Genomic DNA, 16,181 nt, shown 5'->3' with positions numbered 1-16,181 from the left:
CAGACCTCGCCCTTACTCGCCCGGGCCTCTTCGCGGGCCCACACCCCGGACCGCGCCGGGGGACATCGCACCGGACCGGAACGGACAACGGAGAACCACCCCATGAGCGCATACGCCGCGTTGACCCGGGCGGGCCGCAGGGCCTACACCCGCGACAAGACCACCCTCTTCTTCACCTTCGCCTTCCCCCTCCTCTTCCTCGTCGTCTTCGGGCTGATCTTCTCCGGCAAGGACGTGGAGCAGAGCGGGCAGCCCTACATCAACTACATCGCCCCCGGCGTCCTGTCCTGGGGCGTGGCCAACGCGGCCGTCTTCGGCGTCGGCTTCGTGCTGATGCAGTGGCGCCGGGACGACATCCTGCGGCTCATCCGGATGACCCCCGTCCGCCTGCCGTCCGTCCTCGGCTCCCGTTACGTCCTCGCCGTCGCCATCGGCCTCGTCCAGACGGCCCTCTTCGTCGGCGTGGCCCTGCTGCCGCCCTTCGGCCTCACCCTCTCCGGGAGCTGGCCCCTCGCGGTGCCCGTGCTGGTCCTCGGCATCACCGCCTTCCTCGCCCTCGGCGTCATCGTCGGCTCCTACGCGAAGACCCCCGAGGCCGTCGCCGCCGTCGCCAACTGCCTGATGATCCCGATGGCGTTCCTCTCCGGGTCCTTCTTCCCGCTGGACGCGATGCCCGGCTGGATGCAGAACCTGGCGCAGGCGCTGCCGCTCTACTACCTGAACAACGGGGTCTCCGCCGCCCTCACCGGCAACGGTTCCGGCTCCGACATCGCCGTGGCGTGCGGGGTCCTCGCCGCCGTCGCCGCCGTCCTCGGCGCGATCGCGCTGAAGACCTTCCGCTGGAGCGACAAGTCATGACGCCCACGCCGACCGCGTCCACGCCTGACGTCTCCGCGCAGGCCGCGCCCACGAGCGAGGCGTCCGCCGCCCCCGCGCCCGGGGGCGCCCCGCTGGAGGCCGCCCGGGTGCTCCTCCAGCACGCGCTGACGGCCCGCCACGAGGCCCACCTCGCGGGTGGTGCCGGGGCCGCCGACCTGCCCCGGCCCCTGGTGGTGCCCCTCGGCGCGGCCGACACCCTCGGCTTCGGCCACCCCGACCCGTACGCGGACCTCCGCCCCGCCGCCACCGTCCACCTCACCTCGCGGGCCGTGCTCCTCGGACCCTGGGGCGGCGACGCGGGCGACGCCGGCGACCCCGGGGGTTCCGGCGATGCCGCCGGCGACGCGGGCCGGGCGGACGGCGCGCTCCGTGCCTGCGGCGCCTGCGGCCAGTGCCTCGCCATGCGCTGGCAGCGCCTGCGCAGCCGCTCCGAACGCGAGGCCCTGGAACTCGGCGGCGAGCCCCACGGCGCCACCGCCTGGCCCGTGTTCACCCCGTACGCCCTGGACGCCGTGTGGGCCGCCTACCGGGCGATGCTGCCCGGCACCCGCCCCGCCCCGTCCACCGCCGCCCCGGCCGACCGGGAACTGCCCCAGGTCACCCGCGTCGACCTCGGCACCCTGGCCACCGCCACCTTCCCGCTCCTCCCCGAACCCCTCTGCCCGTCCTGCGTCACCGAACGCCCGGACACCGCCGAATCGGCCCGGATGCGCCTCGGCCCGGCCCCGAAGCCCGACCCGGACGGCTACCGGCTGCGCGCCCTCGGCTCGTACCGGCTGCCGACCACCGCCCTCGCCAACCCGGTCTGCGGTGCCCTCGGCTCCGACACCTGGATCAACCCCGCGTCCACCACCACCGCCCCCGTCGCCGGCACCCACTTCGTCCGGGGCTACGCCGGCCTCAACGACGTCACCTGGAGCGGCCAGGCCAACAGCTACGCCACCAGCCGCACCCTCGCCCACCTGGAGGGCCTGGAACGGTACGCGGGCACCCACCGCCGGCGCGGCACCTCCCCCGTCACCGCCTCCCTCAACGCCCTCCGCGCCGACGGCGTCCCCGCCCTGGACCCCGCCGACTGCGGCTTCTACGCCCCCGAGACCTACGCCCGCGACCACCTGGTCAGCCCCTTCGACCCGGACCGGCCCATCCCCTGGGTGTGGGGCCACTCCCTGCGCCAGGACCGCCCGGTCCTCGTCCCCGCCCGCCTCGTCCACTACAGCGCGGGCGTCGACGCCGACAACTTCGTCTTCGAATGCTCCAACGGCTGTGCCACCGGCGGCAGTCCGGAGGAGGCGATCCTCTTCGGGCTGCTGGAGCTGATCGAACGGGACGCCTTCCTGCTCGCCTGGTACGGCCGCGCCCGGCTCACCGCGATCGACCTCACCGGCTGCCGTGCCCCGGCCGTCCGCTCCATGATCGACCGGGCCGAGCTGCACGGCTACGACGTGCACGCCTTCGACACCCGGATGGACCTCGCCGTCCCCGTCGTCACCGCCCTCGCCGTGCGGCGCGACGGCGGCCTCGGCACCCTCTCGTTCAGCGCGGCGGCCGGGTTCGACCCGGAGGGCACGGTCGAGGCCGCCCTCTCCGAGGTCCTCACCTACATCCCCCACCTGCCCTACCAGGTCGCCGACCGGCGGGACGAACTGGAGGCGATGGCAAGGGACTTCACGAAGGTCCTGCACCTCAAGGACCACGCCCAGCTCTACGGGCTCCCCGCCATGGCCGGGCACGCCCGCGAGTACCTGGAGCCGGACGGCGTCCGCCCGCTCGCCGACACCTTCGCCGACTGGGCGCCCCGCCGACCGCGCACCGGCGACCTGATGGACGACCTGCGGCTGATCCGGGACGAACTGGTGGGCGCCGGCTTCGACGTGATCGCCGTCGACCAGACCACGCCCGAGCAGCGCCGGATGGGGCTCCACACCGTCAGCACCACCGTCCCCGGCCTGCTGCCCCTGGACTTCGGCTGGACGCGCCAGCGCGCCCTGCTGATGCCCCGGCTGCGCACGGCGCCGCGGGTGGCGGGGCGGCGCACGGACGACCTGCGCGAGGACGAGGTCAGGGCCGTCCCGCACCCCTTCCCGTGAGCGGACGCGCGGCAGCCCCTCTCCCGGTGGGATCCCACCCGGAAGAGGGGCTGCCGAACCGATCAACCGCCGGGTCCGGATCCGGACCGGGACCCGCATGCGGACGCGAGTCCGGACCGGGACCGGGACCCGCATGCGGACGCGAGTCCGGACCGGGACCGGGACCCGAATGCGGACGCGCATCCCGACGGGGACGCGCATCCGGACCCGGCGCCGGACCCGGCGCCGGATCAGGCGCTGCAGGAAGTGGTGCTGGTCGTGCTGGAGCAGGTGGAGGTCGAGGAGGAGGACGTCGAGCCCGCGAGGACGACCTCCACCGCGTCCGAGTAGTCCGAGATCTCGAAGGTCTCCGACTCCAGCTCCAGGATCTCGTCGGCGAGGGTGGCGAGCTCGGTCTTCGGGGCCATGGTGTTCTCCTTCGGTCACCGGGGCCCGCCGGCTCCTCCGGCGGTGCTCCCTTGCGCTGCCCCATTCCAGCCGCGTCCGCTGTCAGATCGGCCCGCCGTTCGCTGTCATCCCGCTGTCACCCGGTGACAGCGGGCAGACGCACCCCTGGGGGGCCGCGTGGCGCACCCTCACGGAGAGGCCCCCGCAGGCCCCGTCACCGCCGTCCGCCCGCCCGAAACGGAGGACCCCGTGCCGCACACCCCCGCCCCCGCTCCCGCCCCTGCGTCCGTCCCGGCCCCGGACCCCCCTGACCCTTCCGCGTCCCTCTCCCTCCCCGCCGAGGTGCTGCGCCCCGCCCTGGAGCTCTACCTCGATCTGCATCTCCACCCCGAGCTCTCCGGCGACGAACACCGCACCGCGGGCCTCCTCGCCACCTGGCTGGAGCACCACGGCTGCGAGGTGGCCCGCGGCGTGGGCGGCGGCCACGGCGTCGTCGGCGTCCTGCGCAACGGTGCCGGCCCCACCGTCGCCCTGCGCGCCGAACTCGACGCTCTCCCCGTCACGGAACGCACCGGCCTCCCTTACGCCAGCACCCTCCCCGGCGTGATGCACGCCTGCGGCCACGACCTGCACCTGGCCGCCGCGGCCGGCGCCCTCGCCCGCCTCGCCGCCGCCCGGGACGCCTGGCGGGGCACCGTCCTCGTCATCGGCCAGCCCGCCGAGGAGACCCTGGACGGCGCCCGGGCGATGCTCGCCGACGGCCTGTACGAACGGTTCGGCTCCCCCGCCGCCGTCCTCGCCCAGCACACGGCCCCGCTGCCCGCCGGGACGGTCGCCCACCCCGGCCCCGGGCCCCTGATGCCCGCCGGCGCGACCCTCGATGTCGTCATCCACGGGCGCGGCGGCCACGGCGGAACCCCGCACCTCACCGTCGACCCGGTGCTGACCGCCGCGTCCTCCGTCGTGCGCCTGCAGTCCGTGGTGGCGCGCGAGACCGCCCCGGCCGAGCAGACCGTCCTCACCGTCGGCGCGATCCACGCCGGCGAACGGGCCAACGTGATCCCGGACCGGGCCGAACTCGCCGTGTCCCTCAGGGCCTTCGACGACGCGGCCCTCGACCGGGTGCGCGCCGCCGTGGAACGGATCGTGCGGGCCGAATGCGCGGCCTCCGGCTGCCCGGCGGACCCGGAGTTCACCGTGACCTCCCGCTCGCCCGCCCTGATCCCCGACTTCGCCCTCACGGGCGCGGTGCGCGGCGCCCACGAAACCGCCCTCGGGCCCGGCCGGGTGACGACCGCCCCGCCCCTGACCGCCGTCGAGGACATCGCCCACTTCGGCCGGGACGGCGTCCCCCTGGCGTACTGGCTCCTCGGCGCCACCGGGGCGCGCCGCCTGCGGGAGGCCGCCGCCGCGGGGGAGCCCGTCCCGTCCAACCACTCCCCGCAGTTCGCCCCCGAGGTGCGCACCGCCCTGCCGACGGGCATCACGGCCCTGACCGCCGCCGCGCTCCACGTCCTGGCACCGGCCCGGTCTAAGGGCCCGGTATGACCTACGTCGACGTGGTCGCCGTCCGCCACGACGGAAGCGCCCCGGCCGGCCAGACGACGGTGATCCGGCTGCTGGGACTGCTCCCGGCGCACTGGTCCTGCACCCCTCAGGTCAGCACCGACCGGGTCTGCCTGCGGATCGTCCCCGACGGCCGCACCGACCGGGCGGCGGTCCGCAGAGCGGTAGCCAGGGTGCTGGCCGACACGGCCCTCTGCGGCTGGTCCGAAGAAGCCTGACCACCCGCTCCCGCCCCCGCTCCCCTCTTCCTCCCTTCCCTCGCTGTCCCTCCCTAGATCCAGCCGCGCTCACGGGCCAGCAGGGCCGCCTGCGCCCGGCTGTTGGCCCCCAGGGTCCCCAGCAGCTCGGCGACATAGCGCCGGTAGGTGCGCACCGAGACCTCCAACTCCCGTGCCCCGGCCTCGTCCTTGCCACCCGTGCACATGAACACCAGGACCCGGCGCTCGCGTTCGGTCAGCTCCGACTCCGCCGCGCACCCGCCCCGCCGGTCGATCTCGGCCAGGTCCTCGGCCGTGTCCCAGATCTTCTCGAAGAGCGCGATGATGTTGGTGACCAGGCCGCTCCGGTGCGCGAGCAGCGCGCCGCGCGCGGTGTTCCGCGGGTCGAGGGGCACCAGCGCGGTGCTGCGGTCGTACACGATCATCCGCTCCGCCGTCTCACTCGTCACCCGGATCTCGGCCCCGTGTGCGGTGAGCTCCCTGAGATAGTCCGCGGTCGGCCCGTCCTCCAGGGCGCCGCGCACCACGACGTTCCGGATCCGCACGCCCCGGCGCAGGCAGCGCAGGTCCAGCGGCCGGGACCGGGCGATGTTCTCGGGGGAGAGGCGGGGGTATGTCTCGACGGCCAGGATCTCGTCCCGCGCGAAGAAGGCGAGGTCGTCGATCCGGTTGCGTATGTCGGCCAGCCCTTCGAGCTGTTCGATCCCGGCCGCGGTCTCGGCCCGGGCGGCGAACTCCGCGCGTAGACCGTCGACGACGTGCCGCGACCGGGTGACCCGACGCAGCTCCTCGTGGAGCTCGTTGAGCCGCCGGTCCACCAGCCGGGCGAGCGCGCTGTCGGGGTCCGCCGGCGTCACCAGTCCGTCGGGGCCGGGGGGATGGAGCAGCCCGAGTTCGGTGAGCCGGTCGAGGCACTTCCGGGTGTCGGCGGGGTCGGCGTCCAGCAGCAGATGCACGTCGTCGGCCGGGGTGGCGGGGTTCCGCAGGAAGTGCCGGTAGAACTCCTCCTCTTGCGCCGAGACCCCGAACACGCCCATCTCGTTCCCGGCCACGTCGGCATCGCCCCCTGCGAGTCGTCCCCCGGTGGCGTCGCGGGTCTCGCGGTGGGCCACCGATGTGGTCGTCCGAACACTAGAGGATCACCTGACGGTTGGGGACCCGCTGTGCGCACGGCATGCGGAAAGCGTGAATGAACTGTCGGTGCCGGGCGGCGGGTTCACGGGGAGTGCGGTGCGGCGGGCCCACGGGAGTCCCGTGCGCCGGGCGCGGACCTCACGTGGAAGGCCCGCGCCCGGCGCGGTGGTTGTCCCCGGGCGCGCCTCGCTTCGAGCGACGTGCGCGGACCAGCACTGCGGCGGCGAGGAGGACGGCGAAGAGGATCGCGACCGTCGCGGGTCCGGCGGACTCCAGGGTGTCGGCGATCGCCCGCTGGATCGTGCCGGCCGCGTCGATGACGGGGTCCGTGGTGGCGGGATCGCGCTGGAGGCGGATCTCGTACCAGCCGTAGTACGCGACGTAGGCGCCCACGGCGAGGAGCAGGCCGCCGCCGACGCGCGGGGCGATCGCGCCGAGGCGGCGGATGCGGGTGACGGCGGTGGTGCGGGTGAGGGCGACGGTCAGGGAGGCCGCGCCGACGATCAGGCCCATGCCCGCGGCGTACGCGGTGAACAGGGCGATGCCCTCGGCGGTGGAGCCGGTGCGGAAGGCGGAGACGACGATGGCGAGGAAGGGGGCGATGGTGCAGCCGAGGGAGGCGATCGCGTAGGCCATGCCGAACAGGGCCATCGAGGGCAGGGAGCGGGTGACCTTCGGGGCCCGGCGCAGTTTCGGTGCCGGGGTGGGCAGTCGGCGCCCGGCGAGCAGCCATCCGCCGGCTGCGGCGATGAGGATGCCGAAGACGATGGTGAACCAGGGCAGGTGCTGCTGGACCTGGCCGGCGACGGGCTGAATCGCCAGGCCGAACACCCCGAAGAGAGCGGCGAAGCCGAGGGTGATCGCGGCCGTCGCGGCCAGGGCACGTCCGACGGCGACGGTGCGGCTGGGCGCGTCGTCGCCGAGGACGAGCAGGGAGAGGTAGGCGGGCAGGAGGGCGAAGCCGCACGGGTTGACGGCGGCGAGTATCCCCGCGGTGAGCGCGAGAGCGAGGGGGAGGTCGGTCATGGGGTTCAGCCGGTGAGCCCGGCGACCTTCTCGGCCAGTCCCTCGCCGCCGGGGAGGACGCCCTCGTAGACGGTGGTGCCGCTCTTGTCGAGAACGACGTACCGGCTCTGCTCGGTGACCTCGAACTTCTTCCACACCTCGCCGTTCTCGTCCGACAGGTGGGGGAAGGAGCCGGTCTTGGTGTCGGTGACGAAGTCCTTCATGGCGGCGTTGGTGTCGAGCCCGGCGACGCCGACGACGTTGACCTCACCCGCGTGTGCGGCGGCGACCTTCGCGGTCTCGGCGGCCTGGGCCTTGCACTTGGGGCACCACGGGGCCCAGAACCACAGGACGGTCGGCTTGCCGGCGAGCGTCTTCCCGTCGAAGGCCTCGCCGTCGACGGTGGTGGCGGTGAACTTCAGCGCCTCGGGCACGTCCGCCTCGGTCTCGCCGTCACCGCCGGCGGACGGCCCCGGCTCGGAGGGCTGCTCCGTGGGTGCCGGGGACGCAGCCGGCGGTGTGGTCTCCGCCGCGGCCCCGTCGGAGCTTCCGGTGCCGCATCCGGCGACGGCCGCCAGCAGAGCGGCGGTGACGGCGACGGCAGGAACGAGGGGACGGGCGCGCATGGTGACTCCCGGGACGGGGCGGGCGGGCGGAGAACGGTACGACGAGCGTAGAACGCCGCTGGTAGGGCGGGGCCGCCCGTGACCTTACGAAACAGTGACATCGGCACCGCCCTGCTGCCGCACCGCCCTGCTGCCGCACCGCCGCACCGTCGTGCCGCCCGCCCCGAGCCGGTATCCCGCCGTCTACGCCGCGGCGGAGTTGAGTTCGGCCTGGCCGAACAGCAGCGCCCAGCCGGTGGGCAGCCGGCGGAGGACGCGGGTGATCAGGGCGCGGCCGGCCTGGGCGCTGACGGTGGCGAGGACGGAGCCCGTGTCCCAGCGGGTGGTGGCCAGCGGTGCGCCGGTGCGGGCAGCGAGGTCCTTGACGAACTCCCAGCCGGTCAGCGGCCGGGCGTCGGGGACCTGTGAGGTGAGGACGCGTGCGGCCTCCGGGGGCAGGCAGGCGGCCAGCTCGACGCGCTCGTCGCCGGTCAGCTGACGCCCGAGCCCCGCGAGGACCAGACGGACGGCTTCCTCGGCCCGCTCGCGGGTGGGGTAGGCGCCCTCGTAGCGGACCCTCTCCAGCATCTGCCCGTACGCCGCCCCGTACGGCTGGTCTGCGAGCGGTGAGCGCACGTCGGAGATCACTGCGGTGTATGCCTTTCATGGAGTCCCGGTCGTGCCTGCGGCGGCACGCCCGTTGGTGGTCAGGTGGTCTGGGGGCGGCCGAAGAGGAGGTCGAAGCCCACGGGAAGCTGGAGCAGGATCTGTCCCGTCAGGTCTTCGCCCGCCGTGTCGGCGACGGTGGACAGCACCGCGCTGACGTCCCAGGTCGCGGTCTTCTCGGTGGCGCCCTCGATCCAGGCGGCTGTCGCGCGGACGAACCGTTCCGGCGACAGCGGCTCGGCGCTCTGCAGCGGGTTGAGCAGGATCAGCGCGAAGCCCTCCGGCAGGCGTGCCGCGAGCTGGGCGCGGACCTCGCCGACCAGGTGTGCACCGAGCAGGGCGAGCACCACGCGGGCCGCGCGCTCGGCTTCCTCCGCCGTCGCGTACTCGCCGCGCTCGGTCACGCGGTCGAGGAACGCCTCGTGTCGCAGGGTCATCGGCAACCCCTCCGTCTCCAGACGGTCTTCGGCCGTCCACGGACGGCCCCCGGCCGTCCTCGGACGGATCCCGGACGGTCCACGGCTCATCTCCGGACGGTCCGCGGACGGTCTTCCAACGGTCCACGGCGGTCCATGAAGGGTCCACGGACGGTCCCCGGGGGTGCGGAGGGCGGGAAGAGATGGGGAGACCGGGCGCCCGTCCTCCGCACCATCGCCGGCCGGTGTCAGCCGGAGATCTCCTTGCGGCCGGAGCCGACGCCGACGGAGATCTTGCGGGGCTTGGCGCGCTCGGCGATCGGGATGCGCAGGGTGAGCACGCCCGCCTCGTAGTCCGCCCGGATGTGCTCGGTGTCGAGGGTGTCGGCGAGCACGATCTGGCGGGAGAACACACCCAGCGGCCGCTCGGACAGTTCCATCTGCACGTCGTCGGCCTTGGCGACCGGCCGGCGCTCGGCCTTCACGGTGAGCATGTTCCGCTCGACGTCGATGTCGATCGCGTCCGGGGCGACGCCGGGGACGTCGAAGGCCACCACGTACTCGTCACCCTCGCGGTAGGCGTCCATCGGCATGGCCGACGGCTTCGACCAGGTGCCCGGGCCCATCAGCTGCTGAGCCATACGGTCCAGCTCACGGAAGGGGTCGGTGCGCATCAACATGTGAAAACACCTCCAGCAGGTTCGGGCAGTTGCTGCCAATGCGCTTCACTGGAACCGTTGTAACATGTCATCCGATGGATGACAAACGCGATGTCGTCCAGACGATGACAACCCGAGGGAGGTGCCGTGACCCCAGCCGACCAGCCGCCCACGACCAGCACCGACGCCCACAGCCCGGCGTCCTTTCTCGCCGCCGCCGCGGCTCTCGCCGCCGTCGACGACGCCCTGCGCGACGCCCAGAGCGAGGCACCCGACGCCGCCGGCCCCGGCCCCGAGCAGGCGCTGGCCTCCCTGATGCTGCTGCGGCAGGTGCGCGAGCAACTGGCCGGATGGGAGACCGGCCTGATCGAGACGGCCCGCGCCGCGGGTGCCAGCTGGGCCGACCTCGCCCACCCCCTGGGCGTCGCCAGCCGCCAGGCCGCCGAACGCCGGTACCTGCGCGGCCGCCCCGGCGCCACGGGGACCACCGGTGAGCAGCGCGTCACGGCCACCCGCCAGGCCAGGGCGGCCGAACGCGCCAACGCCGGCTGGGCCCGCGCCCACGCGGCCGAACTGCGCCGCCTCGCCGGGCAGCTCACCTCGCTCACCCACCTCGCGCCCGAGGCGCGCTCGGCCCAGGCCGCCCTGCACGCCGCCCTCGGCGCGGCCGACGCCGCCGAACTCATCGCCCCCCTGGCCGGCATGCGCCCCCACCTCGACCCCGCCCGCCACACCGGCCTCGTCGAACGCCTCGACGCCCTCGACGACCGGCTCACCACGGGGGCGGCCGGGCCGAGGTCTTCGTGATGCTCACGGAAGGGGACTCTCCGGTCCGCTCCGGCCTCGTCGGTCGGCGCAGTGCCGGGGCCGGCGCGTACCCGCGCCCCGTCCTGCGCGCGGTGCCCGCGGACGGAAGCCGGAACCGACCCCGCCGGGCGGAAGCCGGGACCGGCGCCACGCCGGATGGCACACCGGGCTCGCGTGTCACCCTCGCGTGGCCGCCTCCGGCCCTGTGGCGGGGGCCGGATCGCGCGGGACGAGGAGGACGAAGTCGGCGGCCCCGTACGGTCTTCCGTTGATCTGGAGGTGCACCCGGTGGACGCCGGGGTGGTAGCGGCGGGTGCTCAGCGCTCGGAGGGGATGGCGGCGGATCCCCGACCAGCGCTCTTCCGGGGCGAGTTCCCGGGTGGTCAGTTTGAAGACCTTGGGGGCGAGGGTGCCGTTCGCCTTGCGGTGGTGGACGACGTAGTCGACGACGACGCGGACGGCGCGGGGGCCGGTGTTGGTCACCTCGTAACCGAACACCAGGTGCTCGCCGAGGCGGACCTCCGGTGTCCGCACGTCGGGGCCGGTGGCCTGGACGCGTGCCTCCGGATCGAAGCCCAGCAGCGCGAGGGCGTCGGGCCGGCCGGCCTTGACCAGCGTACGCAGTCCGTGGCGGACCAGGGACGGTGTCGTGGGGGCGGGATCGGCGAGCCAGCGGGCCGCGACGGCGGCGGCCGTGTCCGGGTGATCACGGCTGATGTCGTTGAGGTGGTTGGCGACCGACCGCCGGACGTACTCGGAGGGGTCCTGGTAGAGGGCGTCCAGGACGGGGAGCGCGGGGCCGGGGTCGGCGACGAGAGCGGCCAGGCGCGGCGCCCAGGGCAGCCGCGGGCGCGTGCCTTCGCTCGCGAGGCGGCGTACGTGGGGATCCGGATGACCGGTCCATTCCAGGGCCGTCCGCAGGGCCCGGGGGAGATCGGCGTCGAGGAAGGGCCGTACGGCCATCTCCGCGGTGAGCCGCGGAGTGAGCTCCGCGAGCAGGTCGAGCGCCGGTTCGAAGACCCCGTCCGCCAGGGCGCGTTCGGCGACCGCCGCGTTGACGGGGAAGGTCATCCACCCGGTGAAGCGGGACTGGTCCAGGGCCGCCCGGATGACGGCGGCGAAGGCGGGATAGCCGTCCGGCAGGTCGGCGAGGACGGCTTCCTTGACGGCGCTGACGCGTGAGCTGAAGGCCAGACCCGCCAGGGCGGCCCCGCAGTCACGGACCGCGGCCGCCGGTCCGCCTCCCGCGGCCGCCAGGACGGAGGCCAGCTCGTCCGTGGTGCGTGCGTCGATCAGTTCGTCGGCGGTGGGCACGAGTTCCCCTCGTCGGGTCCGGTCCTGGCCGTGCCCCCGCGGTCTCGGCGGGGGCACGGCCAGGGGTTCCTGTGGCGTCCTCCACGGGTGCGGCCGTGGCCGTGGTGGTGGCGGCAGCAGGGCGCCACGGCTACGGGTGCGGCCGGGGCTACTACTGGACGCTGTGCAGCACCTCGGCGTGCCGCATCTCGTGGACCTCGCCGATCAGGCTGAAGAACCCGGCTGCGGCGGGATCGCCCGGCATCTCGCGGGCAGCACGCTGGGCCGCCTCGGGTGAGGCCCAGAGCAGGAGGTCGAGCAGGGAGCCGTCCTCGGAGCGGGCGAGATGGGCTCCGAGGAAGTCCGCCGCGTAGCGCTCGCGCAGGAGGGAGATCAGCTGGTCGCGCTGCGCGGTCAGCTTCTCGACGTCGGTGGTCTCGAAGCGGACGTACTCGATGGTTGCGCTCACGGGGGCGTTCCTCTCAGGACAGTAGGTTCGTCACGGATTCGGTTCCTGAATTCCGTGACGAGAAGCTATCACGGATTCGGCTGCCCGAAGCCGTGATGAAGGTAGGTTGGAGTCATGACCCTCAAGACCCTGCGCGCGATGCCGTGGATCGGAGAGCTGCCGGTACTGGACCTGGCCAACACCGTCGTGCGGGGCGCGGGGGCCGAGGGCGGCGACGTCGATCTGCTGGCCGATCCGGACCTCCTCGCGCCCTGGCGGGCCCAGGCCGCCGACCGGGAGCTCGCTCAGCTGCCCGTGGGGCAGCTGACCGACCTCCGCGATCCGGTGCGGCGTGCGCTGGACGCGGCGGCGCGGCAGGCCCCGCTGCCCGACCCGGTGCGCACCCGTCTCAACGCTCTCGCCGCGCGCGCTCCGGTGACCTTCCACGTCGACGCCGCCGGCCGGCTCGCGGAGCAGGAGGCCGGCGGCCCGGTCACCGCGGCGGTGGCGCGGCAGGCGCTCGTACTGGCCGCCGGACCGGAACGGGCGAGGCTACGGTGCTGTCACGCGCCCAGTTGCGGCATGTTCTTCCTCGCTCGCAGGCGAGACCAGGCGTGGTGCTCGGTCGGCTGCGGCAACCGGGCGAGAGCGCGGGCCGCCCGCCGGAGCGGCCGGCCCGCGGACTGATCCGTCATTCACCAGCCCCATCAGTTCCGCCACCGTGACTCACGGATTAGACTTCTTGAGTGCGTGATTCAGAATCCCCATCGATCGACCCGGGGTGGGATGCCCCGGCGCGCCGGAAGGCCGAGCACGACGGGCCGATGAGCGACAACGGAACCCCGACCGCGGTGCTTCTGCACGGCTGGCCCGTCACAACCGGGCACTGGCGCTTCCTCGTCCCCGCGCTCGACGCGGCGGGCATCACCGCGGTCCCCGTCAGGCTGCCCGGGCTCGGTGCCGTTCCCGCCCCCGAGGTGACGGACTTCCGCAAGAAGGCCCTCGCCGGCCTGGTCCGGGCCCGGCTGGCACGGGACGGCGTCACCCGGTACGCGGTCGTCGGTCACGACTGGGGGGCGACGGTCGGATACCTCATGGCCGCCGCCGCGCCGGACTCGGTCACCGCGCTCGTGGTCGAGGAGGAGATCCTCCCCGGCGTCGACATCGAGATCCCGCAGGCCGGCCGTGACCACTACCCGACCTGGCACGGCCCCTTCAACCGGGCAGCCGGCCTCGCGGAGCGACTCGTACCCGGGAGGGAAGCGGCCTTCTACGGCACCTTCCTGGAGCAGAGCGCGGGGCCGAGCGGCCTCGATCCGGCCGCCGTTCGCGCCTACGTCGACGCGTACAGCACTTCGAGCGTCCTGGAGAGCGGGCTCGCCTACTACCGCACCCGGTCCCAGGACGTCGACGACGTCCGGGCATTCTCCGGCCGGCCGATCGCCACCCCCGTCCTGGCGATCGGGGGCCGGTACGCGATGGGCGAAGCCGTCGCGGACGGACTGGCCGCACTCGCGACCGACGTCACCCCGCTCGTCGCCGAACAGTCCGGCCACTACCCGGCGGAGCAGGAACCGGACGAAGTGAACCAGGCGATCGTCCGGTTCCTCCGGCACCACTCCTGACCTCCGGTACCGCGCGCCGCCGGGTCTTCCGAACTCCGCCCGCCACCCTCGCCAACGGGTCTCCGGCCGCGCGCACACCTCCCGTGTGGCCCCCGCCCTGGGCGCGCCCGTCTTCAGGACGCGTCCACAGGCACGTAAACGGGCACGTCCAGAGGCACGTCCGACGGTGGGACCGTCGACGGGCGGGTGGCCGGCGGGCCGTCGGCGGACCGCGCGGTCCAGCCGCCGAGGAGCCGGAGGGCGTCGTCCGCGCGCGGGTCGGGGGCGGTGAAGACCACCAGGGACTGGCCCTCCGCGCCGGGCAGCGTCAAGGTCTCGTACGTCAGGTCGAGTTCGCCGATCAGCGGATGCCGGAAGCTCTTGGTGCCGTGCGACTTCTCACGCACCTCCTGCGCCGCCCACAGCTCCCGGAACCGTGGACTGCGGTGGCTCAGCTCCGCGACCACCCGGCCCAGCCGCACGTCCTCGGGGCGGCGGCCCGCGGAGAGGCGCAGGAACCCCACGGTCTGCCGCGACACGTCGTCCCACCGTGGGAACAGGTCACGGGCAGAGGCGGCCAGGAAGACATGGCGCGCGAGGTTCCACTGCCCCGGGGCGCCACCGGGACCGGTCAGCAGAGCACGGGCCAGGTCGTTGGCCGCCAGGACGTCCATCGCGGGCCCCAGCAGGTAGGCGGGGACGGCCCCCACTGCGGTGAGGAGACGACGGAAGTCCTCCCGTACGGGCACGCCCGGCACCGCTTCGGACGCGCCGGGGTCGCCGGACACGCCCTTGTCGTGCGGAGCCTTGAAGCCCTCCTGCACCCAGGAACGCTGCGGGGAGCCGGCCGCCGGCGGAGCCCCCCGACGGCCGGTCAGCCGCGCGAGGTCGTGCAGGTGCGCACGCTCCGTCGGGTCAAGACCCAGCACCCGCGCCAGGGCGTCGAGCACGGCGTCGGACGGATGGCGGGCCCGGCCCTGTTCGAGCCGCGTGTAGTACACGACGCTGACGCCCGCGAGGTCGGCCACCTCCTCCCGCCGCAGCCCCGCGACCCGGCGCCGGCCGGTGGCGGGCAGACCGGCTGCCCCGGGGGACACCCGGGCGCGCCGGGACTTCAGGAAGGCGCCGAGCTCACTGACCGAGTTCATGCGCGCCAGTATGCGCCGGGGCGGCGCCCGACAGCCTGTCCCTGCCAGTACCCCCTGCGCCCGTCCGTTTCCGCCGCGGTCGCCGGCTGGTACTCGCGGAGTAATGGCTGTGCGGGCACCGTGCGGCGAGAGTGGTGGCCCGGTGCGGATCCCGGGGATCCGCGGCTGTGCGGGCATACCGGGCCGCACCGGGCCGCCCCGCATCACAACGGTGCGGACGGCGCAAGGACTTCGACACGACAGGAGCGGCTTCGATGCGCGCAGTGGTCTTTTCCCGGTACGGCGACGAGAGCGTCCTGGAACTGACGGAACGTCCGGAACCGGCTCCGGCGGCCGGAGAGATCCTGGTGGAGGTGAAGGCCGCCGGAGTGAACCCGGTCGACTGGAAGCACCGCGAGGGAGCCGTGCGCAACGACCGCCCCTTCCCGTTGGGGATGGGCTGGGACGTCGCGGGCGTGGTGCGAAGCACCGTACCGGGCGGTCCCGCGGTCGGGGAGGCGGTGTACGGGATGCTGCCGCTGCCGTACGGAGGCGCTTACCAGGAGCTGTGCGTCGTGCCCGCTTCTGCCGTGGCGCCCAAGCCGGCCCGCCTCTCGTACCCGGAGGCCGCCGCCGTGCCCCTTGCCGCGCTGACCGCATGGCAGGCGCTGGAGGCGGCGGGGGCCGCCTCCGGTCTGCGCGTGCTGGTGCACGCGGGCGCGGGCGGCGTGGGCCACTTCGCCGTACAGCTCGCCCGGCACCTGGGGGCACACGTCACCGCCACCGCATCCGCCCCCAACCTGGCGTTCCTGCGGGGGCTCGGCGTCCACGAGCCGGTCGACCGCGCGACGGCGGACCTGGCGGCCGGGGAACCCTTCGACATCGTCCTGGACACCGTCGGCGGTCCCGTACAGCACGCCTCATGGCAGCTGCTGCGCCCCGGCGGAACCCTCATCACCCTGCCGGAACCGGTGGACGAGGCGTACCGCCGTCCCGGCGTCACGGCCCGCCGCGTCATCGTCACTCCCGACGGCGAAGCCCTGCGCCGGATCGGCGCGCTCATCGACTCCCAGGCCGTCCATGTCGAGGTGCAGTCCGTCCTCCCGCTCCACCAGGCCGCCGAGGCCCACCGGACGAGTCAGGAGGGTGGGGTGCGCGGGAAACTGGTCCTCGCTCTCTGAGCGACTCCGTCGGGGATACGGGAATCCCCGGCGCATCGGCGTGACCAACGGCCGTGATCGGCCGGACGGACTGCGGCGGGACGCGGACTTCGGAGC

At 74.2% G+C, this 16,181-nt stretch carries 18 protein-coding genes; 8 read left to right on the top strand and 10 right to left on the bottom strand.

Features of this window, described 5'->3' with window-relative positions; genetic code table 11:
* The first annotated feature begins 102 nt into the window (after positions 1-102).
* Complete coding sequence (locus C593_RS0101035; protein WP_018845446.1) at positions 103-858, top strand: ABC transporter permease; 756 nt, start codon at positions 103-105, stop codon at positions 856-858.
* Positions 855-2,969 (top strand): TOMM precursor leader peptide-binding protein, encoded by a 2,115-nt coding sequence (locus tag C593_RS0101030; protein WP_018845445.1) that lies wholly within the window; start codon positions 855-857, stop codon positions 2,967-2,969. Before C593_RS0101035 ends, C593_RS0101030 begins: the two co-directional genes overlap by 4 nt.
* Positions 2,970-3,199: 230 nt before the next feature.
* Here the strand turns inward: C593_RS0101030 and C593_RS0101025 are convergent, their stop codons facing one another.
* Complete coding sequence (locus tag C593_RS0101025) at positions 3,200-3,376, bottom strand: thiazolylpeptide-type bacteriocin (RefSeq protein ID WP_018515646.1); 177 nt, start codon at positions 3,374-3,376, stop codon at positions 3,200-3,202.
* Positions 3,377-3,605: 229 nt separating this feature from the next.
* Here C593_RS0101025 and C593_RS0101020 point away from each other — a divergent pair, with 229 nt between their 5' ends.
* Together C593_RS0101020 and C593_RS0101015 are read left to right on the top strand one after the other, a co-directional pair.
* Positions 3,606-4,904: an amidohydrolase gene (locus C593_RS0101020; RefSeq protein ID WP_018845444.1), complete on the top strand. Its 1,299-nt coding sequence runs from the start codon at positions 3,606-3,608 to the stop codon at positions 4,902-4,904.
* Positions 4,901-5,140: a hypothetical protein gene (locus C593_RS0101015; protein WP_018845443.1), complete on the top strand. Its 240-nt coding sequence runs from the start codon at positions 4,901-4,903 to the stop codon at positions 5,138-5,140. The genes C593_RS0101020 and C593_RS0101015 overlap by 4 nt, the downstream gene beginning before the upstream one ends.
* Positions 5,141-5,193: 53 nt before the next feature.
* On the opposite strand, the gene C593_RS0101010 is transcribed toward C593_RS0101015, so the two are convergent.
* From C593_RS0101010 to C593_RS0100985, 6 genes are all read right to left on the bottom strand, one after another.
* A complete protein-coding gene (locus C593_RS0101010) occupies positions 5,194-6,192 on the bottom strand; it encodes a helix-turn-helix transcriptional regulator (protein ID WP_486591062.1) in 999 nt (332 codons plus the stop codon).
* A gap of 220 nt (positions 6,193-6,412) precedes the next feature.
* Positions 6,413-7,300, bottom strand: coding sequence for a cytochrome c biogenesis CcdA family protein (locus C593_RS0101005; protein WP_018845441.1), 888 nt, complete (start codon positions 7,298-7,300; stop codon positions 6,413-6,415).
* A gap of 5 nt (positions 7,301-7,305) precedes the next feature.
* Positions 7,306-7,905, bottom strand: coding sequence for a redoxin domain-containing protein (locus C593_RS0101000; RefSeq protein ID WP_018845440.1), 600 nt, complete (start codon positions 7,903-7,905; stop codon positions 7,306-7,308).
* A 183-nt stretch (positions 7,906-8,088) separates the two neighbouring features.
* Positions 8,089-8,532 carry a DUF2267 domain-containing protein gene (locus C593_RS0100995; protein ID WP_018845439.1) on the bottom strand — a complete coding sequence of 148 codons (444 nt, stop codon included), beginning with the start codon at positions 8,530-8,532 and terminating at the stop codon, positions 8,089-8,091.
* A gap of 59 nt (positions 8,533-8,591) precedes the next feature.
* On the bottom strand, positions 8,592-8,987 hold the full coding sequence (locus C593_RS0100990) for a DUF2267 domain-containing protein (RefSeq protein WP_018845438.1): 396 nt from the start codon (positions 8,985-8,987) through the stop codon (positions 8,592-8,594).
* 227 nt (positions 8,988-9,214) lie between these two features.
* On the bottom strand, positions 9,215-9,646 hold the full coding sequence (locus C593_RS0100985) for an Hsp20/alpha crystallin family protein (RefSeq protein WP_018845437.1): 432 nt from the start codon (positions 9,644-9,646) through the stop codon (positions 9,215-9,217).
* A 126-nt stretch (positions 9,647-9,772) separates the two neighbouring features.
* Here C593_RS0100985 and C593_RS0100980 point away from each other — a divergent pair, with 126 nt between their 5' ends.
* Complete coding sequence (locus tag C593_RS0100980; protein ID WP_018845436.1) at positions 9,773-10,432, top strand: hypothetical protein; 660 nt, start codon at positions 9,773-9,775, stop codon at positions 10,430-10,432.
* A 177-nt stretch (positions 10,433-10,609) separates the two neighbouring features.
* Here C593_RS0100980 and C593_RS0100975 read toward each other — a convergent pair whose 3' ends face one another.
* Together C593_RS0100975 and C593_RS0100970 are read right to left on the bottom strand one after the other, a co-directional pair.
* Positions 10,610-11,746 (bottom strand): hypothetical protein, encoded by a 1,137-nt coding sequence (locus C593_RS0100975; RefSeq protein WP_018845435.1) that lies wholly within the window; start codon positions 11,744-11,746, stop codon positions 10,610-10,612.
* Between the two features lie 151 nt (positions 11,747-11,897).
* Positions 11,898-12,194: a hypothetical protein gene (locus C593_RS0100970; RefSeq protein WP_018845434.1), complete on the bottom strand. Its 297-nt coding sequence runs from the start codon at positions 12,192-12,194 to the stop codon at positions 11,898-11,900.
* 114 nt (positions 12,195-12,308) lie between these two features.
* Here C593_RS0100970 and C593_RS0100965 point away from each other — a divergent pair, with 114 nt between their 5' ends.
* Together C593_RS0100965 and C593_RS0100960 are read left to right on the top strand one after the other, a co-directional pair.
* Positions 12,309-12,860, top strand: coding sequence for an ABATE domain-containing protein (locus C593_RS0100965; RefSeq protein WP_018845433.1), 552 nt, complete (start codon positions 12,309-12,311; stop codon positions 12,858-12,860).
* A gap of 137 nt (positions 12,861-12,997) precedes the next feature.
* A complete protein-coding gene (locus tag C593_RS0100960; RefSeq protein ID WP_018845432.1) occupies positions 12,998-13,798 on the top strand; it encodes an alpha/beta fold hydrolase in 801 nt (266 codons plus the stop codon).
* A gap of 113 nt (positions 13,799-13,911) precedes the next feature.
* Here C593_RS0100960 and C593_RS28560 read toward each other — a convergent pair whose 3' ends face one another.
* Positions 13,912-14,925 (bottom strand): MmyB family transcriptional regulator, encoded by a 1,014-nt coding sequence (locus C593_RS28560; RefSeq protein ID WP_018845431.1) that lies wholly within the window; start codon positions 14,923-14,925, stop codon positions 13,912-13,914.
* A gap of 254 nt (positions 14,926-15,179) precedes the next feature.
* Here C593_RS28560 and C593_RS0100950 point away from each other — a divergent pair, with 254 nt between their 5' ends.
* Positions 15,180-16,085, top strand: a complete 906-nt coding sequence (locus C593_RS0100950) for an NADP-dependent oxidoreductase (protein WP_018845430.1) — start codon at positions 15,180-15,182, stop codon at positions 16,083-16,085.
* Positions 16,086-16,181 lie beyond the last annotated feature (96 nt).

This window comes from Streptomyces sp. CNT372 (genome assembly GCF_000377145.1).
This window is presented reverse-complemented; position numbering and strand designations above follow the sequence as displayed.